This is a genomic window from Roseibium aquae, from assembly GCF_008711285.1.
Taxonomy (GTDB): domain Bacteria; phylum Pseudomonadota; class Alphaproteobacteria; order Rhizobiales; family Stappiaceae; genus Roseibium; species Roseibium aquae.
This window is the reverse complement of record NZ_VXDC01000010.1, coordinates 52819-71858: the sequence shown is the minus strand read 5'-3', so window position 1 is coordinate 71858 and position 19040 is coordinate 52819. Positions and strand designations below refer to the sequence as shown.

General features: G+C 62.6%; 15 protein-coding genes. 13 read left to right on the top strand and 2 right to left on the bottom strand.

Features of this window, described 5'->3' with window-relative positions; genetic code table 11:
- The first annotated feature begins 16 nt into the window (after nt 1-16).
- The 9 genes from F0184_RS16040 to F0184_RS16000 all read left to right on the top strand — a co-directional run bounded on the left by F0184_RS16040 (nt 17) and on the right by F0184_RS16000 (nt 8943).
- Nucleotides 17-523, top strand: a complete 507-nt coding sequence (locus tag F0184_RS16040; protein WP_150497222.1) for a hypothetical protein — start codon at nt 17-19, stop codon at nt 521-523.
- Nucleotides 524-622: 99 nt separating this feature from the next.
- The gene (locus tag F0184_RS16035) at nt 623-1459 is read left to right on the top strand and encodes a type 1 glutamine amidotransferase domain-containing protein (RefSeq protein ID WP_150497221.1); all 837 of its coding nucleotides are present in this window, start codon (nt 623-625) and stop codon (nt 1457-1459) included.
- A complete protein-coding gene (locus tag F0184_RS16030; RefSeq protein ID WP_244299247.1) occupies nt 1449-2375 on the top strand; it encodes a formylglycine-generating enzyme family protein in 927 nt (308 codons plus the stop codon). The genes F0184_RS16035 and F0184_RS16030 overlap by 11 nt, the downstream gene beginning before the upstream one ends.
- Before the next feature lie 53 nt (nt 2376-2428).
- Entirely contained in the window at nt 2429-2839 is a 411-nt protein-coding gene (locus F0184_RS16025) for a DUF4345 domain-containing protein (protein ID WP_150497219.1), read from the top strand.
- 592 nt (nt 2840-3431) lie between these two features.
- Entirely contained in the window at nt 3432-4262 is an 831-nt protein-coding gene (phnC, locus tag F0184_RS16020) for a phosphonate ABC transporter ATP-binding protein (protein ID WP_150497218.1), read from the top strand.
- Nucleotides 4263-4319: 57 nt separating this feature from the next.
- On the top strand, nt 4320-5234 hold the full coding sequence (gene phnD / locus F0184_RS16015; RefSeq protein ID WP_150497217.1) for a phosphonate ABC transporter substrate-binding protein: 915 nt from the start codon (nt 4320-4322) through the stop codon (nt 5232-5234).
- A gap of 80 nt (nt 5235-5314) precedes the next feature.
- The gene (phnE, locus tag F0184_RS16010; RefSeq protein WP_150497216.1) at nt 5315-6163 is read left to right on the top strand and encodes a phosphonate ABC transporter, permease protein PhnE; all 849 of its coding nucleotides are present in this window, start codon (nt 5315-5317) and stop codon (nt 6161-6163) included.
- A 12-nt stretch (nt 6164-6175) separates the two neighbouring features.
- Nucleotides 6176-7513, top strand: a complete 1338-nt coding sequence (phnE, locus tag F0184_RS16005; protein ID WP_150497215.1) for a phosphonate ABC transporter, permease protein PhnE — start codon at nt 6176-6178, stop codon at nt 7511-7513.
- Nucleotides 7514-7761: 248 nt separating this feature from the next.
- Entirely contained in the window at nt 7762-8943 is a 1182-nt protein-coding gene (locus F0184_RS16000) for a lytic murein transglycosylase (RefSeq protein ID WP_150497294.1), read from the top strand.
- Between the two features lie 113 nt (nt 8944-9056).
- On the opposite strand, the gene F0184_RS15995 is transcribed toward F0184_RS16000, so the two are convergent.
- Both F0184_RS15995 and F0184_RS15990 read right to left on the bottom strand, forming a co-directional pair.
- Entirely contained in the window at nt 9057-9368 is a 312-nt protein-coding gene (locus tag F0184_RS15995; protein ID WP_150497214.1) for a hypothetical protein, read from the bottom strand.
- A 10-nt stretch (nt 9369-9378) separates the two neighbouring features.
- On the bottom strand, nt 9379-9648 hold the full coding sequence (locus F0184_RS15990; RefSeq protein ID WP_150497213.1) for a hypothetical protein: 270 nt from the start codon (nt 9646-9648) through the stop codon (nt 9379-9381).
- A 123-nt stretch (nt 9649-9771) separates the two neighbouring features.
- Here F0184_RS15990 and F0184_RS15985 point away from each other — a divergent pair, with 123 nt between their 5' ends.
- The 4 genes from F0184_RS15985 to pbpC all read left to right on the top strand — a co-directional run bounded on the left by F0184_RS15985 (nt 9772) and on the right by pbpC (nt 18931).
- Nucleotides 9772-10431, top strand: a complete 660-nt coding sequence (locus F0184_RS15985; RefSeq protein ID WP_150497212.1) for a TetR/AcrR family transcriptional regulator — start codon at nt 9772-9774, stop codon at nt 10429-10431.
- A gap of 91 nt (nt 10432-10522) precedes the next feature.
- A complete protein-coding gene (gene parA / locus F0184_RS15980; RefSeq protein WP_150497211.1) occupies nt 10523-11164 on the top strand; it encodes a ParA family partition ATPase in 642 nt (213 codons plus the stop codon).
- Nucleotides 11165-11280: 116 nt separating this feature from the next.
- A complete protein-coding gene (locus tag F0184_RS15975; RefSeq protein WP_150497210.1) occupies nt 11281-16803 on the top strand; it encodes an alpha-2-macroglobulin family protein in 5523 nt (1840 codons plus the stop codon).
- On the top strand, nt 16787-18931 hold the full coding sequence (gene pbpC, locus F0184_RS15970; RefSeq protein WP_244299245.1) for a penicillin-binding protein 1C: 2145 nt from the start codon (nt 16787-16789) through the stop codon (nt 18929-18931). Before F0184_RS15975 ends, pbpC begins: the two co-directional genes overlap by 17 nt.
- Nucleotides 18932-19040 lie beyond the last annotated feature (109 nt).

The window sequence follows — 19040 nt, the reverse complement described above, 5'->3', positions numbered from 1 at the left end:
CCGGAGGAGCCTGAGGATGAACATCCCATACCCGACCTGTATTGCCTGGCCGACGGTGGAAAGAGCGGCTTTCGGCCTGATCTACGGATCGATTCTGGTGCTGAGCCTGTTGATGGCCTTGGGCGACCCGCCCGAGGCTCCTTTCGAGCCGGCCTTGGTGTTGTTCGGATCGGTTCTGGCGGTAACGCTCGCCAGGGCCTTCGCGGCGCTTCTGTCTCATGCCATAGAGACAGGCGAGCGCATGTTGACCCTGACGGCCTTTCAGGGCGCCTGGCAGCACAGCCACCCCACGCTGATCGTCGCGAATGTGCCAACGGCACTCTTCATCGCCGGAGGGCTCGGGTGGCTGACCATGAACACTGCGACCCTGCTGTCCCAGGCGTTCTGCATTGCGATCCTGATTTTGGTCGGCGCCCGGGTCGGATGGGTGATCCGGCACAGTTGGTGGCTGCCGATCGGCGGGGCTCTTTTCGCGGGGGGTGTCGGTATCGGACTGGCAGCGATGAAATACGCCCTTCATTGAAAGGCCGCGAAACAATCAGGTTTCGTGACAGTGATCAAGGCGGCCGGAGCTTTTTTATGGCCGACTTCAGTCGGATCATCCATTTGAAGGAACGCCAAGATGTCCTGGATTAAATACACGGTGGGCACGCTCGCGGTATTGGCCGCCGCCGTCTATTTCGGCTTGCCGCCTGCGCTGAACGCAATGGGGTTCCACCCGCATTATGACGTGCCGGAGTTCGGTCTTGCCGGCCATCGGGCCCTGATTGTTACGACAAGTCACGGCACGCTGGGGGAGACGGGCCGGGCCACCGGTGTGTTCGGTTCGGAAATGAGTGTTCCCTACTACGTCTTCCGCGAAGCGGGACTTGACGTCGATATCGCCTCGATAAAGGGGGGCGAGATCCCGGTCGAGCCGTGGTCGATGAGTTGGCCGCTGGCAACGCCCGAGGACTTGCGTTTCAAGGACGATCCCGCGGCCATGCAGATGTTGCGGGACTCTCTTGCCATCACTGAAGTCGACCCGGACGCCTATGACGTCATCTTCATGGCCGGTGGCTGGGGGGCTGCCTATGACCTGGCGCAGAGCGCGGCACTGGCCGAGGTGGTCACCCGCGCCAATGCCAATGGCGCCATTCTTGGCTCGGTCTGCCATGGCGCGCTTGGCTTGGTGAACGCTGAGGACGTTGACGGCTCACCGCTGATTGAAGGGCGCCGGGTCACGGGGGTGACAGACAAGCAGGTCGCGGAGCTCGGCATAGAGATCACGCCAAAGCATCCCGAAACCGAGATGCGGGCGGCGAACGCCGTGTTTGAAGCCGAGACTGGATGGCGGGACTTCTTTGCGACACATACGGTGGTCGACGGCAACCTCGTGACCGGCCAGAACCAGAACAGCGGTTATGAGACCGCCCATCGGATACTTGAACTCCTCGCGGACAGGCAAAGTGCGAACTAGGATCAAACTCCTGCTGGGCGGCGGCGTGGCGGCAGCTTTTTTTGCTGCCACCTCTGCTTTCCTTTGGCCCTATGTCGTGCCGGCGTCGACAACAGACCGGGCTTGCGCTTTGGACGAAAGCCGGCTTGGCGGCTTCGTCGACATTCCCGGCGGCGGGTTCATGATGGGGGTCGATCCGGTCTTTCCCGAAGAAGGACCTCCCAGGAAGGTCCTTGTCTCGCCCTTCCAGCTTCAGGCCCATGAGGTGACCAACAGCCAGTTCGCGGCCTTCGTCGCGGACACGGGCTATGTCACCGAAGCGGAGCGAAATGGCGGCTCGGCCCGGTTCAGCGAAAGCGATACGCCCGAGGTCTTCCTGTCCTGGTGGTCCCTCGACGCCGGGGCGACCTGGCGCACGCCCGACGGCGCGGGCTCCGACCTCGAAGGACGCGCGCTGCATCCGGTGGTGCATGTGACCCTGAACGATGCGAAGGCCTATGCCGAATGGGCGGGGGGACGCATCCCGACGGAGGTCGAGTGGGAATACGCCGCCAGCCTCGGCCTCTTCGATCCCATGGACCCGGAATCGGGTGTCCGCGCCCCCGACGGCGGGATGCGCGCCAACATCTGGACCGGCTTCTTCCCGGTCTTCAACTCGCGCCGCGACGGTTTCGACGGAACCGCGCCCGTCGGCTGCTTCGAGCCGGGGCTGACCGGCGCCTACGACATGATCGGGAATGTCTGGGAGTGGACAGACACGCCGTTCGCGCAGGCCGTGCCGCGGTTCACCATCAAGGGCGGGTCGTATCTTTGCAGTGAAGATTACTGCCGCAGATACCGTGCGGCGGCCCGCGAAAGCCTCGAGGTGGATTTCAGCACCGCGCATATCGGGTTTCGCATTGTGCGCAGCAAAGAGGGCACCGATGAACCGGGCTGACTTCACCGTTCGGCAAATACCCGCGTGTGAAACCAGGGAAAAGGACTAGGCTGATGTCGATTGATCAGGCGCAGAGAATATTCCTTATGGCCATGGGCATCGGCCTTGTGCCGATTGCCTTGACCTATGGCGCGGTTCCCGGGAAAAGTCTGCCCTGGCTCTACGGTATCAGCGATCCTGACCTTGCCACGCGGCATGTTTTCAGGGCTGTCATGGGCCTCTATCTTGGCATGATATGCTTCTGGCTGGCGGGCGTCCTGTGGCCCAGCCTGCGGACCGCGGCCCTATGGACCGTGTTCGTTTTTGTGACTGGCATTGCCTTAGGCCGGGTGCTGAGCCTCATACTTGACGGTTGGCCCGGGCCATTGCTGCTTTTGTATCTTCCCGCTGAAATTGTGCTGGCAGTGGCGGCGCTGTTGCTCATCGTTCTCGCGCGCGGCCGGAAAAGCGAAGCCCCGACCTGATCCGCCTGGCCAGACGAAAAGCGCTTTCAAGACAGCCCTTATGCGGCTTCAAGCCGGGGAACAGGGCTGGGGGGGCAGGTCACTCGTTCCCTGGGGCCAGTTCCTGGCGGGTTTTCGTGGCGAAATCACCGGAGGTCAGGGTTTTATCCGTCCTGTGGTGGGAACTGGGATCCCGCGTTTCGGGCCTTTGAATATAAGGCTTTGAGCCAGTTCTGTTTTTGATTTCGATCCGTCCTCAAACTTTGTCCGCAGTTTTAGAGCACGTCGCATTTAATTGGTTCTATATCCCGCGGCTTTGAAGAAGTTGAGAGGCCGGATCGGTTTTAACCATCCTTCAAATACGGTTTGAACCGGTGCCATCCGTTCCTGCGCGTTGGGCCATCCGTTTTTGCGCGCCACACAATTGAAATTGGATGAGTTGATTTATAGATTAGCTGGCAAAACAATAAATCTAATAAATTCATATATTTATTTGTTTTGATATCAATTAGTCATCAAACTGTCAAAAGCTTTCCGGCCGCTTGTCATGCACCTGTAACAAATCCGTGGCTCCTGTCGGCCAACTAAGCACAACAACTGACAGGGTCGGCTTGTGATTCAATTTGACAAGGTCACAAAAACTTTTGGCGCGCGTACAGCCGTTAACAAAGTGAGTTTCACGGTCGAGCAGCCGCAGATGGTTGGCGTGATCGGACGCTCGGGGGCTGGCAAATCCACGCTTTTGCGGATGATCAACCGTCTCACGCCCGCAACCTCCGGCCGGATCATCTTCAAGGGTGAGGATATCCTGGCGCTGAAGGGGGCGACCAAGCGCCGGTGGCAGCGCGACTGCGCGATGGTCTTCCAGCAGTTCAATCTTGTCCCCAGGCTGGATGTCGTCACCAATGTGATGCTCGGCCGCCTGAACGGGCACGGCACGTTGAAGAGCCTCTTCAACATTTTCAGCAAGGACGATGTCGCGGCCGCGCTTTCAGCGCTCGACCGTCTCGGAATTGCGCAAGAAGCGACCAAGCGGGCGGAGGAATTGTCAGGCGGTCAGCAGCAGCGCGTCGCCATCGCCCGGGCGCTGATGCAAGACCCGCACATGATCCTGGCCGATGAGCCGATCGCCTCGCTCGATCCGATGAACGCCAAAATCGTGATGGATTCGCTTCGGGAAATTCACGAGCGCGACAACAAGATCGTGCTTTGCAACCTTCATACGCTCGACACCGCGCGCACCTATTGCGACCGCGTCATCGGCATGCGCGACGGACTGATCGTGTTCGATGGTCCGCCCTCCGAGCTTTCGACGGACGTCGCGCGCGAGATCTATGGCGCTGACGAAAGTTTCAACGAAGCCGCGACCTCGACGTCCATCGAAGGCAATGGCCAAACGAATCCCGCCGGTGTGATGGCACCAGCGGCCGCGGTATCCGGCTGATCGCCGGTGCCGCTCTTTAGCTCTGTCCATCCTAGTGAACACATGGGGAGTGTCCCAATGAACGTTGTATCCAAGCTGGCTGCGCTGACAGCCGTTAGCATGATCGCTCTCGGTGCCGCATCCGGCGTCCAGGCGCAAGACATCACCGAATTCCGGATCGGCATTCTGGGCGGCGAAAATGCCTCCGACCGTCTGCGCTCCAACGAGTGCCTGCGCGAAAAGACGGAAAAGCTCCTCGGCGTTCCGACCAAGCTTTTCGCCCCGGCCGACTATAACGGCGTGATCGAAGGTCTGCTCGGCGGCAACCTGGACATGGCCTGGCTCGGCGCTTCGGCCTATGCCAAGGTCTACATGACCAACCCGGACGCTGTTGAGCCGGTTCTGGTCAAGATCAATGTCGATGGCAGCTACGGCTACCACTCGATCGGTTTTGCCCGCGTTGACCGCGAAATCAACTCGCTGGAAGACATGAAAGGCAAGGTTTTCGGCTTCGGCGACCCCAATTCCACGTCCGGCTACCTGATCCCGTCCATCGAAATCCCGAAACTCGGCTATTCCATGACACCGGGTGAGTATTTCGGCGACGTGGTGTTCACCGGCGGTCACGAGCAAACGATCATCGCTGTCGCCAATGGCGACATCGACGCCGGCGTGACCTGGGCCGATGGTCTGGGCGCCTGGGAAGACGGCTACAATTCCGGTGCCCTGCGCAAGGCCTCCGATGCCGGTCTGGTCGACATGACCGAGCTGGTCGAAATCTGGAAGTCCCCGGTGATCCCGGAAGGCCCGATTGTTCTGTCCAAGACCCTGCCGGAGCGCGTGAAGCTCGACATGACCGCCATGCTGGCTTCGCTCGGCTTCATGGACAAGGAATGCGCCTACAGCTTCATGGCTGGCGAAGTGCTCGGTCTGGCGCCGATCAACCACAGCGAATACGAGAGCATCATCGCGGCACGTAAAGCCAAGAACTGAGCTTAAGTGTTGAAATAGGCGCGGGCCGGGCGACCGGCCCGCGTTTTTGATGCCTCGGCAAATCCTTAAAGGTTGTTTTCATGGCCGTTGCTGCCCTCGAGCAAGAGATCATGTCCTTGCGCAAGCGCCGTCAGCTCTATTCGCTGATCGGCGTGCTGCTCGTCATTGGTGTCGTGGTTTCGGGATATTCGAAATCCAACTCAATGAATTCCGGCGGCTTCTTCCAGGGACTTTCCCAGTTTTTCGATTATCCCAGTGAAATCGTCGTCGAGGCGTGGCAGTCCGGGCCGGCGTTTTTCGGCATCATGGCCGGGTTCCTTCCCGCCATGCTGGAAACCTTGAACATCGCCGCGGTGGCGACACTGATCGGCGGCGCGCTGGCCGTTGTCCTGGCCATGGCCTCGTCGCGCAATGTCGACAGCTGGGGGCCTCTGATCCCGGTCACCCGGCGCCTGATGGATATCACGAGGGCCTTTCCCGAACTGATCATCGCGCTGTTTCTCATCTTCATTCTCGGGTCGAGCCCGGTGCCGGCCATGATCGCGGTGGCGCTTCACACCGCCGGGGCGCTCGGCAAGCTGTTCTCGGAAGTCAACGAGAACATTGATCGCAAGCCCATCGAGGGTTTGAGCGCGTGCGGTGCCAACTGGTTGCAGCGGATCCGCTACGGGGTGATGCCGCAGGTCGCTCCCAATTATCTGAGTTATTTCCTGCTCCGGCTTGAGATCAACGTGCGTGCCTCGGCCATTCTGGGGTTCGTTGGGGCCGGCGGCATCGGTCAGGAATTGCGCAGGACCATCGGCTGGGGGCAGGGCGCGGGCGATGAAACCGCCGCTATTTTCGTCCTCTTGTTCATAACCATCATGATCATCGATCAAGTCTCGTCCTATCTGCGGGGCAAGCTGGTCGGATCCGACCGGGCGCATTGAGGAGCTTCCGACATGGCGATCGACACACTTGATGCCCCCGTCATCGACCACGAGCGCGTCTTTGAGCGTGTTCAGCGCCGGGCATGGATCACCATTGCCGCACCGCTGGCCGTGATTGCTTATCTCACTTACACGTGGTTCGCCTTTGGGGTGCCGGAGCTTCTTGAGCGGGCCCAACCCGACCGGGCTGTTATTCTGGCCACGGACTCGGTCGCCTATAAGGTTCACGTGGTCAAGGATTTCCGCCGCGACGAAGTTGATGTCGCGATCGAGGGGGAACGCACGGCGACCTACGCCCCCGATGACTATCCCGACTGGGTGGTGGTTGATGGCGAGCGGATCGAAGTCGATCTGGGTCAGGGCTATCTGGTCGAAATCGCCGGGCAAACCGCGCGCTTCACCGTTCCCGGCTATGGCACCATCGTGTCCACGGCGGTGGCCGACGGCGTTGAAACGCAGTTGCCACCCGGTCCGGTGCCGGAATGGCTGCGCGATGATCCGCGGAAGCTGGATGCGCGGCCCTCTCTCGACCGGCGGGTTCAGGTGACCCGAACCAAGATCGAGGTGCATAACTACTTCGGCGGCTGGGAGAATTTCTGGTTTCCGTTTAATTCGCAGCTCCATGGCATGTCGATCGGCCAGCTTTACGCCCTGGCGTTGAGCGGGGATCGGCTGGATCCGCAGACCTCCAATCTCTGGTTCATCGTGAACGAGTTTCTCGAGAACCCGGATTGGCAGCATGGCCATGTCTTCGTCGCGCTGTTCGAAACCATCATGATGGCGGTGCTCGGCACGATCACAGCGGCTGCTTTCGGCTTGCCGCTGGCGTTTCTGGCGGCCAAGAATTTCACGCCCTCCCTGATCCTGCGGTTCACCACCCGGCGTCTGTTCGACTTCCTGCGCGGCATCGACATGCTGATCTGGTCGCTGATCTTCATCCGCGCCTTTGGTCTTGGACCGCTGACCGGCGCATTGGCGATCGCCTTCACCGACACAGGCTCCCTCGGCAAGCTGTTTTCCGAGGCCCTGGAAAACATCGACAACAAGCAGGTGGAAGGGGTCCGGGCAACCGGGGCCAGCCAGTTGCAGCGCTACCGGTTTGGCGTCATTCCCCAGATCCTGCCGGTCTTTGTCTCCCAGGTGCTCTACTTCCTGGAATCGAACACCCGCTCGGCCACCGTGATCGGCGCACTGGGCGCGGGGGGGATCGGCCTTGTTCTGGTCGAAACGATGAAGACCTCCAGGGACTGGGAAAACACGACCTACATCATCATCATGACCATCGTGGTCGTGATCGCGATGGACCAACTGTCGAGCTGGCTGCGCCGCAAGTTGATTGAAGGCAAGTAACCGGTTCATTTTGAAAAGCCTTGCAAAAACCCCGGGGGCGGCGCCTCCGGGGTTTTTTCTCAGGGAAAATGTCGGCTGTTTTCGTGGTCCATCTGTCTATCTGGTCAACGGGCAAGGCGGACGCTCCGTTTCCGTTTGATATCGGGGGGCGCGGCCTTTTTGCCGCAATTCAGCCGGTCTACGATGGCAAAGTCTCGAACTTGAGATTCGTCTTTGGGGGGCTGATGATGCGCATGGTTGGACTTGGGATGAACCGGACCGTTCTGATGGCATGGGTCAGCGTTTGCATTGCCCTTCTGCCGCTCCCGGCCCTCGCCATCGAAAGCTGCGTGTCCCGGCTCAAGCAGGAGGCAGTTTCGGCCGGCGTGAACCCATCCGTCGCCAGCCGGATGCTCGACGGGGCTAGGTATGACGAAAAGGTGATCCGGTTCTCGACCAGCCAGCCCGAGTACCAGATACCGATCTGGGACTACATGGCTTTTCTTGTTGATCCCAAGCGCATCGAGGATGGACGGCAATTGATGCGGCAACACGCACGCACCTTGAGCGCGGTCGAACAGAGATATGGCGTCGACAAACATGTGGTGCTCGCTGTCTGGGGAATCGAAAGCGACTTCGGACAGGTCCGCGGCGATTTCTACACTCCCCATGCGCTGGCAAATCTTGTGTGCGCCGGGGGACGGCGTTCCAACTATTTCCGCGGCGAACTGATCAAGACCCTCCAAATCGCATCGCGCGGGGATGTCCCTGTTGAGGCATTCCAAGGGTCCTGGGCCGGGGCCTTTGGCCAGACCCAGTTCATGCCAACGACCTATGCAGCACTCGCGGTCGACTTCGACGGGGATGGCCGCAAGGACCTGGTCAACTCGATCCCCGATGCGCTTGGGTCCACGGCTAATTTCCTGAAGGATGCCGGATGGCGGAACACGCGCCCTTGGGGCATGGAGGTCAAGGTGCCAGACGGGTATTCCGGCCCGGAAGGCCGCCGTGACTATGCGTCCCTGGATACCTGGAACCGGCGGGGCCTTGCGAAGATCGACGGCTCCCGTCTTTCCGGCGCTCTGGAGGCCGGATTGATCCGGCCGGCCGGCGCTAATGGACCGGCTTTTCTGGTTACGCGGAACTTTCACGCCATCCGGACCTACAATGCCTCCACGTCCTATGCGCTTGCCATCGTACTTCTGTCGGAACTTGTCGCCGGCCGCGGGCCCTTCGTAACGCCCTGGCCGACCGACAATCCGGGACTGTCCCGCGCGCAGCGCTTCGAACTGCAGAAGCTTCTGAACCAGAACGGCTTCAATGTCGGGGAGCCGGACGGCAAGGTCGGTCCGATGACGCGCGCGGGGATCCGGGCTGCGGAAGAAAAGTTCGGCATGCCGGTGACAGGCCGCCCGTCCTGGAACGTTTATTATGCGCTCGGCGGGCGGTAACGTTCGACCGTGAGGGGCGGGAGCGCCGCGATGGTGAAGCCGCCGGCCAGCACTTCAGAATCCGGGCGCCAAGCCGGCCTTGGGTCTGGACGCCCGAGTGCGTTGTGTTCACGTCAGCGGCGCACGCCGAGCCGGTTGACGCCGCCATTGCGGTTGGTCGGCGTGCTGGTTGCCGCGGGGGCGCCCGGTGCGACCACGACCGGGCCCGCGGCCGGTCTGACCACGCAACCGGCCGGAAAGCCGGGCCGGGTGCAGTAGATCACGGTTGCCGTCGGGCGCACCACACACCCTTTTGGCACACCGGGTCCCCCGGTGCAGTAGATCACCGTCGCCTCCGCCGGAGCGGGCACGATGCCAAGGGATGCCCCAAGAATGCCGAAACCGGCCAGAATGCGGACAAGGCCTAAACGAAAGGGATGTCCCATCAATGCCTCCTCACTGGTTGAGGTGTTGCAAACAGCTGCCGGCTGCCGGAGCGTTCTTTTTTGCCGTGTCCCGGCTCATTTCACCCGACATGACAAGTTTTCTGACCTCGGCGGTCATGACTTCTCTGAGGTCCACGCCCGGCGCCACCCGCGGCGCCGTGACGGCATAGATCTTCTGGCCGTCCGGCGTGAGTTTGGCTGCACAGGTCTCGGCCTCGGGCGGTCCGGCGAAAGCGGCGGCGGGCAGCAGAACGGCTAGGGAAATCACGGGTAGTCTCATCGAAATTGTCTCCGGACCAAAAAAACAGTAGACTCTGAGACTGACGATCAGAGGCTGAGCGATCAACTCGCTTTCCAGATTTGCTTCCTGTTCAAGGCTCTCGCCGCCAAAGTATTGAAGATCATGAGAAAACAGCCGAAGCAACAGCGTGCCCGGCAAACCCTCGACCACTTCTACGAGGCGACAGCTCAGCTTTTGCAGTCGGGCGAATCCAACACGGTCACGACCAACCACATCGCCGACCGGGCCGGATTTTCGATTGGCACGCTCTACAGGTATTTCCCGAACAAGCGGGCAATCCTGCATGGATTGGCGATGCGGGAAATGGAGCGTCAGGAGGCAGCTGCCCTTGCCATGCTCGAGGCGTCGGAGGGCACGACCGGCCGGGAACTCGTCCGCCAGCTCATTGACTTCCACTTGAACGCCTTTGGCGGCCGCAGCCGGACCCGGCGGCGGATGATCCTCAATATGATCAATGACCGGGATGCGACGAAACTGATCGTTCGAGCCCAACGCGGTCAGGTGCGGCTCTTGCGCCTGCTTCAGGACATGTTGGCGGCAAGGGAACCGGACCGGTATCGAAAGCTGACGGATTCCCAGCTTCACATCGTCAGCGCCGGACTGTCCGGGGCGATCCGCGTTTCCGTCTTGACCGCGCCGGAAATTCTGGAGGACTCGTGTTTCGGGCGGGATCTGTCCGACCTTGTGGAACGCAGCTTTCTGCGCCTGGCGGACGCGGACACGCTGGCGGACATCGGGTCACACGCGTCATCCTCCGGTTAGACACCGGTTCGAAAAACTTCGGTTGTCATTCATCTTGCTGCGTCGCAATATCGATGTCGCGATTGAAAGACCAAAATGCGAGGGGGACGGGATGGCCGGGCGTATACTGACAGTGGCGCAACAAAAGGGCGGTTCGGGAAAGACCACGCTCGCCGCGCATATCGCGGTCGCCCTCGGCCGGATGAGCGGCCTGCCGGTCGCGATCCTCGACGTCGACCCCCAAGGATCGCTCGGGACCTGGTTCGAAGCGCGCGAAGACAGCCTGGGGGAAGACGCGACCGGTCTTGCCTTCAGAACCGCCTCGGGCTGGGGGTCGCGCCGGGAGGCCCGGTCACTGGCGCGCGACCACGGTTTCGTGGTGGTGGACACCCCGCCAAAGACGGACACCGATGCCAAACCCGCGATTGACGCGGCCGACTATGTCATCGTGCCGATCCAGCCGACCCCGGTCGATCTGTGGGCAACCAAACAAACCATCGATCTGGCCGCCCGCGAAAGCACACCGGCCCTTTTGGTTTTGAACAGGGTGCCGCCCCGCGCGTCCCTGACCCAGGAAATGGCCGCAGCCATCGCACAGTCCGGGTATGATGCGCTCACCGCCCGCCTGGGCAATCGCACCGGCTACGCGGCCTCCATGGGCAATGGCCAAACAGTGATGGAGGCGGCGCCTTCCAGCAAGGCGGCCGCCGAAATGGCCACCCTGATCGAGGAACTGACACGCCGGATCGGATAGATCAGCCCTACGTAGAAACACGCCGGTCTGACGATTGCCGAATATTGCCTTGTCTGTGTCATGGTTGCATGTTCCGCTGAGCGGGTGCTGCATGGTACGAAGTGGAGGACAAGGTCATGCCCGGCGGTTTTACCCTGAAAAGCTGCGCCGAAACCCTTTGGCTGAGGGCACCACGCGCTCTTTTGCGCGCAGGCCTTGCCGCCGCGTTCGCTCTTGGCGCAACAGCTGGCGCGGGTGCGCAAGACCGGCGGATCGTGACCATCGAGAATGCCGATTATTTCGGCTCCGACTACCGGACCGTTCAGGATGTTGATCTCGACTCATGCAAGGCGGTTTGCCTGGAAGACAGCCAATGCCGGGCCTTCACCTACAACACCTCCGCCGGATGGTGTTTTCTGAAGTCCGACTTCGGGCAGCTTCAAAGCTTTCAGGGGGCGATTGCCGGTCGGGTTGTCGAGGTTCAGGCGCCGCGTGTGACCGCTGAAGCCGACCGTCAAGCCGAACTGGCGTTTCTAGAACCCGGTCTGATCGATCAGGCAAAGACCTTCGCGGCCCGGATCCAGCAGACCACGCAAATCGGTGCGGAAACGGCCGGCCAATTGCGCGAAGCAGGAATGCAGGCGCTGCGCGCGGGGAATGCGGCCTTGGCGGAGACCGATTTCCGCCGTCTGATCGTGCTCGTTCCGAATGATTTTGCCGCATGGCTCCAACTGACCAGTAGCCTGCAGGCCCAGAATCCGAACGATTGGATGGACCGTCAAACCAAACGCGATGAGACGGTACTGGCGTCGATTTCGGCCTATCTGCGTGCGATTTCTGAAAATGAGCGGGCGATTGGCCTTGACCGGATTTCCGAAAGCCTTGCGGTTCAGGAAAACTGGAAGCCGGCGATCAAAGCGCTACGGGCCTCTCTTGCGCTGCAGGAGGATCCGGAGCGTCGGCGGCGTTACGGCCGGATGATCGCCGAACATGGCTTCCGGATCGTCGATCATCAGGTGGATTCGGATGCCGCCGCACCGCGGATCTGTCTGGTGTTTTCGCAGGAATTGCCGCGCGGGACGGATCTGAGCGCCTATGTGACCGCTGTCGGGCAGGGCAGTCTGTCGATCGAATCCGAGGACGCGCAAATCTGCATTGATGGAGTGGTTCACGGGGCGCGGTACAGTGTGACGGCCCGCAGCGGTCTGCCTGCAGCCGATGGCGAGCGCCTGGAAAACTCGGCCCGGTTGTCGATCTACGTGCGCGATCGCGCGCCCGCTGCCCAGTTCATTGGCCGGGCCTATGTCCTGCCGGCCGGCGGCGAGCCGACGATCCCGATCCGGACGGTCAACACCAATGAGGTCGATCTCGGCGTCTATCGCATCGGCGACCGGTCGCTGGCGGACGCGGTCCGGGACAACCGGTTTTTGAGCCAATTGAGGAGCTACGAGGCGGATCAGATCGATGAGAGCCTCGGTGAAAAGGTCTGGTCGGGCGTAATCGAGACCGGGAACCGGCTGAATGAGGACATCACGACCGCGATTCCTGTTTCCGGCATGGGGTTTGATCTTAGACCCGGTATTTATGCCATGACTGCCCGGTCGAAGCTCGACACCGAAAACCGCTGGGGGCCGCAGGCCACCCAATGGTTCCTGGTGTCCGATCTTGGGCTATCGGCGATCTCGGCCCAAGACGGTTTGACGGCCAATGTCCGGTCGCTGACCACGGCGGCCGCCGTTCCGGGTGTGACGGTCCGCCTTGTGGCGTTGAACAATGAAATCCTGGGCGAGCAGCGGACGGATGATCAGGGAACCGCGGTCTTTGCTCGCGGGCTGACCCGGGGGGGCGGAGGCATGGCGCCTTCGCTGCTCGTGGCCGAAACCGGGGAGGGCGATTACAGTTTTCTCGATCTTGGCAAACCGGCCTTCGATCTCTCCGACCGCGGCGTCGACGGGCGTCCCGCTCCAGGTCCGCTCGATGTCTTCGCATGGACGGACAGGGGGATCTACAAGGCCGGAGACACCGTGCACATCCAGGCGCTTTTGCGCACCGACAAGGCGGTTGCCCAAGAGAACCTGCCGCTGACCTTGCTCATCACCCGTCCGGATGGCGTGGAGCATGCCCGGGTCACGGTCCAGGATGGCGGGCTCGGCAGTCACTTCCACGATCTGGACCTGGAGCCCGGCGCTCAGCAAGGGATCTGGTCCTTTGCCGTCCACACCGACCCCGATACACCGCCGCTGGCGCAAGAGACCTTCCTCGTCGAGGACTATCAGCCCGAGCGGGTCGACTATGCGCTCGAAGCCGATTCTGACCGCCTGACCGCCTCGCCACCGGTCGAGGTGTCGTTGTCAGCCCGGTTTTTGTACGGGTCGCCGGCTGGCGATCAGCGGCTGGAGGGCGAGGTGCTCGTAAACCCAACCCGGCAGCTTCCCGGCCATCCCGGTTATCAGGTCGGATTGCTTGGCGATGACACCTACCCGATCCGGGCGGCCCTACCTGGAGACCTGCGGACCGATGCCGCCGGAAACCTGGCGTTTTCCGTTCCCGTTCCCGGTCTTCTGGAGACGACCGCGCTTTATGACGCCGTCATTGTGACCCGTCTGGTGGAGGCCGGAGGCCGCTATGTCGAGCGGAGCCTTGACATCCCGGTCAAGGCGGATGGCCCCCGTATTGGCGTGAAGCCGGCCTTTGAGGGCGGTGTCGACGAGGGCGGCCCCGCGTCGTTCCAGATCATCGCAGTCACACCGGATGGCGCGCGGCGCGCGGCCGAGGGGTTGTCCTGGTCCTTGTCACGGCTCGACCGCCGCTATCAATGGTACCGCACGGGCGGAGAATGGCGGTATGAACCGGTCACCAGCGCGCGCCGCGTCGACAGCGGAACCTTGACCGTCTCGGCGGAGGGCCCCGCGACCCTCAGTGTCCCGGTCGACTGGGGCGAGTATCGGCTTGAGGTGATGTCGGAAGCGTTCGGCGCCATCACCCAAGTTGAGTTTTCGGCCGGTTGGTACGGCGCCAGCGCAACATCGGAGACGCCGGACTATCTGGACGTCGCGCTCGACCGGGACACCTACCGCCCCGGCGAGACGGCCGTCCTGCGCCTAGTGCCGCAAATGCCGGGTGAAGCTGTGATCAAGGTGCTTGCGGGCGGCGTGGCGCACAGTCAGACGGTCGCGGTCGGGCAGGACCCGGTTGAAGTGAACATTCCGGTCGGCGAGGACTGGGGAGCGGGTGTGTATGTGACCGCCAGTCTCTACCGGCCCATGGATCTGGCCGACAATCGGATGCCATCCCGTGCGGTCGGCTTGAGCTGGCTGTCCGTCAACCCCGAGGATCGCGTGCTGGACGTCTCCGTTTCGGCGCCGGACAAAATCCGTCCTGGGACCCGGCTCGACGTTCCGGTTCGCCTCGCAAACCTTGCGGCGGGGACGGAAGCATATGTCACGGTCGCAGCCGTCGATCTCGGGATCTTGAACCTCACGGGATACGAGGCGCCCGCGCCCGAAACTTGGTATTTCGGCCAGCATCGCCTCGGTGCCGAAATCCGGGATCTGTACGGACAGTTGATCGACCGGACGCTCGGCACTCCCGGGCGGGTACGTTCGGGCGGCGATGCGGCAGCCATGCGCCTCGATGCTCCGCCACCAGATGAAGAGCCCGTCGCGCTGTTTTCGGGCAGTGTCAAGGTGGGAGCGGATGGCGCGGCCACCGTGACATTCGACGTGCCGGATTTCAACGGCACCTTGCGGATCATGGCCGTGGCCTGGAGCCGGGACGGGGTCGGGCACGGGGTGCAGGATATCGAGGTGCGGGCGCCGTTGGTTGTCAGCGCCAGCGCTCCGCGGTTCCTGGCGCCCGGGGACACGACCCGTGTTCTGGTCGACATCGATAATGTGGAAGGCGGCGCGGGGTCTTATGATCTGACGCTGTCTGCGGGACAGGGTCTGGCGCTGACAGGCGATGTTCCTGCCGTTCTGGACCTTGGAGCGGGAGACCGCAGGCAAGTCTCCGTGGAGGTGACGGCCGGGGCCGAGCTGCTGAGATCGGCGATCGTGGCCGCTTTGACCGGTCCCGATGGCGCGAGCTTCGTCAAAACGGTGCCGATCGATATTCGCGACACGCGGCCACAAACGGTGCGCCAGTCTTCCTTCGCCGTGTCCGCCGGTGGAGCCCTGGTGCTGGATGAGGGTTTGATCGGCGACTTCCGCCCCGGAACGGTGTCGGTGAAGGTCAGTTCCGCACAGGCTGCCCGGATCAACGTGGCGTCCTTGCTCGGCGCCTTGGACCGGTATCCCTATGGCTGTACCGAGCAGGTCACCAGCCAGTCCATGCCGCTTCTTTACTTGAGCACTGTTGCCCAAGACAGCGGTTTGGGCGATGTCGGCGATCTGCGGCAAAAGGTGGAGACCGGGATTTCCCGCGTTTTGGCCAATCAGTCGGCCAATGGTGCCTTTGGTCTGTGGAACAGCTATGGGTCGGGTGACACCTGGCTCGATGCCTATGTGACCGATTTTCTGTCCCGCGCAGATGAACAGGGGTTCGTGGTCCCGGCCCGGGCCTTGACCTCCGCGCTCGACAATCTCGAAAACAGGCTGGCCTATGTTCAGGACTTCGAGCGGGGTGGCGAGGACATTGCCTATGCGCTTTATGTTCTGGCGCGCAATGGCCGGGCCTCGATCGGCGATCTGCGGTATTATCTCGATGCCAAGCTGAATGCCTTTGCAACGCCCATGGCCAAAGCCCAATTGGCCGCGGCCTTGTCGCTTTACGGTGAAACGGAGCGCGCTACGACCGGATTCGATGCGGCGGTGGCCGCTCTTTCCATGCCGCAGACCCCCTGGTACCGGGCCGATTACGGCAGCCGCCTGCGCGATGGCGCGGGCGTGGTGACCTATGCGGCCGCCTCGGGAATGGACCGGCCGCTTCGCAACCGGGCCTTGGCCGAGTTCGCGGATGCGCAGGCCCAAAGGCAAAGCTATTCCACACAGGATATGGCTTGGATGCTGCTGGCGGCCCGGGAGCTTTTGAACGACACATCCTCGGTTCAGCTTCGGCTGGAGGGTGACGCCGACACCGGCCGGATCGCCTGGTCGTTCGACGGCGAGGATCTGACCACGGCTCCGGCCAGGTTTGTGAACGAGGGCGCGGAAGCCGTAGACCTTCTGGTTTCGGTCACGGGGCAGCCAGAGCAGACCGAACCCGCCTCGGGCCGGGACTACCAGATCGAACGGTCGTTTTACGATCTCGATGGCAACCCGCTGGATCCAGGCGCCATTCCGGTGAACACCCGGCTCGCGGTGGTGGTGAGCGTGCGGGCGCTCAGTGACATGCCAGGCCGATTGATGGTGGTCGACCGGATTCCTGCCGGCCTGGCAATCGACAACCCCCGGCTCGTGCGCTCCGGCGATCTGGCGGCGCTCGATTTCCTGCAGGTGATCGATCAGGCGGAAACGGTCGCCTTCCATGCGGACCGGTTCGAGGTGGCCGTGGATCAGACCCGGCAAGGCGGTGACGAAATGACCTTCGCCTATCTCGCCCGGGCCGTCATTCCTGGCGATTATGCGCATCCCCCGGCCAGCGTTGAAGACATGTACCATCCCGACCGACGCGCCGTAACGGCGGGCGGGCGCATGACGATCATCGATGGCGGCGCGCAATAGGCTCATGGGCGCGCGCGGGACCTCTTCAACGTCTCGATGGCGCCTCAGGCAGCGCCTTGCCATCGGGGCGCTTCTTCTGTGCGCGGTGGCGGGCGCGGGGGCCGGACTGAAGATCCGCTCGGACGTGCGAACCGCCGAGCGGCATCTGGCCGGTCTGCAAGTGCAGGTCTCTCCCGTCGTTCTCGACCGGAACGATCTGCTTTTGAGGGCGTTCCTGAGCCCCGATGACAAATGGCGGCTTCCGGTTGGTCCCGCCGATGTGGATCCGCTCTACTGGCGGATGCTGATCGCATTCGAGGACCGGCGTTTTTATTCCCACAGCGGGGTCGATCCCAGAGCCTTCGTTCGCGCCGCCGTGCAGGCTGCCCTCAACGGCCGGATCGTGTCTGGCGGATCGACCCTGACCATGCAGGTTGCGCGTCTTCTGGACGAGAGCGGGACGCGTTCGCTCACCGCCAAGTATGACCAGATCGTCTCGGCGCTGGCGCTGGAGCGGCTTTATACCAAGGAAGAAATCCTGGCGCTTTATGCCCTGCGCGCGCCGTTTGGCGGCAATCTGGAAGGCGTGCGTGCGGCCAGCCTGACATGGTTCGGCAAGGAACCGGACCGCCTTACGCCCGCCCAGGCCGCCTTGCTCGTAGCCTTGCCCCAATCGCCGGAGGGACGGCGGCCGGACCGGTTCGGCGACGCGGCGCGCCTTGCCCGCAACAGGATTCTGGACCGGGCGGTCGGGGCCGGCGTCCTTTCGGCGGCCGATGCCATAGCCGCAAAGTCGGAGCGGATGCCCAAGCGCTGGCGTGCCATGCCCCGGCTGGCTCCGCACCGGGCACAGGCCGCGATCCTGGCGGCGCCGCAGAAAGCTGTGCACCGGCTCACGATCGACAAGGCTCTCCAGAGCCGGCTGGAGAGCATGCTGGCCCGGCGGGCAGCGGCCTTCGCCCCTCATGTGTCGGCGGCGATTCTGGTTGCCGATCATCAAACCGGGGAGGTGCGCGCGGCACTTGGGTCGCCGGACCTTCTGAACGAGGCCCGGGACGGCCACGTTGACATGACGCTCGCGACCCGTTCGCCCGGCTCGACCCTGAAACCCTTCATCTACGGTCTGGCCTTCGAGGACCGGATCGCGCATCCGAACAGTCTGGTCTCCGACCGTCCGGTTGATGTGTCCGGATACAAGCCGACAAACTTCGACCTGTCCTATCAGGGCACCGTCACCATCCGTGAAGCGCTGCAACTGTCCCTGAACACCCCGTCGGTTCGGATGCTTGAGGCCATCGGTCCGTCCAAGCTGTTCGCGCGGTTGAAACGGGCTGGGCTCCGGCCGCGGCTGCCGGAGGGCAAGACGCCGGGACTTGCCGTCGCGCTGGGCGGTGTGGGCGTGAGCTTGCAGGATCTTGTCGCGGCCTTTGGAGCGTTGGCGCGCCTGGGCCGGCCCCTTTTTCTGTCGATCGATGCCGAGCAAAGCACCGCCCTTGCAGTCACCGGTTCGCGCGGGCGGCCTGTCCTGAGTGCGGAAGCGGCCTGGTTTGTGGGCGATATCCTGAGCGGCCTGCCGCAGCCGCAGGCGGCGGACACATCGGCGGTCGCCTACAAGACAGGGACCAGCTATGGCTATCGGGACGCATGGGCGGTTGGCTACGACGGCCGCCATGTGGCTGGCGTGTGGCTTGGACGGGCGGACGGGACGCCCGTGCCCAGGCAGACGGGCGCCGATGCGGCGGCTCCGATCCTGTTCGAAGTCTTTCAGAACCTTGGAGCCGAGCGGGTTCCGCTTGCGCCGCCGCCCGCCACCTTGACCGCCGAGGCCCGTTCGACCCCGCCGGAGGCCTTGCGTGAGGCGCGTATCGGTTTGGAGAGCAAGACCGGAAACGTCCTGGGAATCACCTATCCCCCGGATGGCGCTGTGGTTGACCTTGGTCTTTCGAGCGGTTCGAAAAGCGATCTGGTGATCAAGATGACGGGTGGGCGGTTACCGTTTTTCGTTCTGTTCGACGGCCGTCCTGTGCCGCAGGGCGGTGGCCTCTACTCGAGAACCCTGTCCCGCCCACTGCCGGCTGGCGGCTTCGTGGAAGTCACCGTGATCGATTCCCGTGGCGATTCGGCAAGCGTTCAACTGTTCGCGAAATAGGTTGGTCGGGGCGGGCCGGTCCGACTCGGCAGGGTTGTTTGATCGCGTTTTCTGATCCGATTCAGCCCCGCCTGGCTGCAAGCCGGGCTCCAGCATGGCGGGAAAGCCC

Coding starts and splice junctions, on each gene's coding strand:
- F0184_RS16040 (WP_150497222.1), top strand. CDS start 17: ATGAACATCCCATACCCGACCTGTATTGCCTGGCCGACGGTGGAAAGA.
- F0184_RS16035 (WP_150497221.1), top strand. CDS start 623: ATGTCCTGGATTAAATACACGGTGGGCACGCTCGCGGTATTGGCCGCC.
- F0184_RS16025 (WP_150497219.1), top strand. CDS start 2,429: ATGTCGATTGATCAGGCGCAGAGAATATTCCTTATGGCCATGGGCATC.
- phnD (WP_150497217.1), top strand. CDS start 4,320: ATGAACGTTGTATCCAAGCTGGCTGCGCTGACAGCCGTTAGCATGATC.
- phnE (WP_150497216.1), top strand. CDS start 5,315: ATGGCCGTTGCTGCCCTCGAGCAAGAGATCATGTCCTTGCGCAAGCGC.
- phnE (WP_150497215.1), top strand. CDS start 6,176: ATGGCGATCGACACACTTGATGCCCCCGTCATCGACCACGAGCGCGTC.
- F0184_RS16000 (WP_150497294.1), top strand. CDS start 7,762: ATGAACCGGACCGTTCTGATGGCATGGGTCAGCGTTTGCATTGCCCTT.
- F0184_RS15995 (WP_150497214.1), bottom strand. CDS start 9,368: ATGGGACATCCCTTTCGTTTAGGCCTTGTCCGCATTCTGGCCGGTTTC.
- F0184_RS15990 (WP_150497213.1), bottom strand. CDS start 9,648: ATGAGACTACCCGTGATTTCCCTAGCCGTTCTGCTGCCCGCCGCCGCT.
- F0184_RS15985 (WP_150497212.1), top strand. CDS start 9,772: ATGAGAAAACAGCCGAAGCAACAGCGTGCCCGGCAAACCCTCGACCAC.
- parA (WP_150497211.1), top strand. CDS start 10,523: ATGGCCGGGCGTATACTGACAGTGGCGCAACAAAAGGGCGGTTCGGGA.
- F0184_RS15975 (WP_150497210.1), top strand. CDS start 11,281: ATGCCCGGCGGTTTTACCCTGAAAAGCTGCGCCGAAACCCTTTGGCTG.
- pbpC (WP_244299245.1), top strand. CDS start 16,787: ATGGCGGCGCGCAATAGGCTCATGGGCGCGCGCGGGACCTCTTCAACG.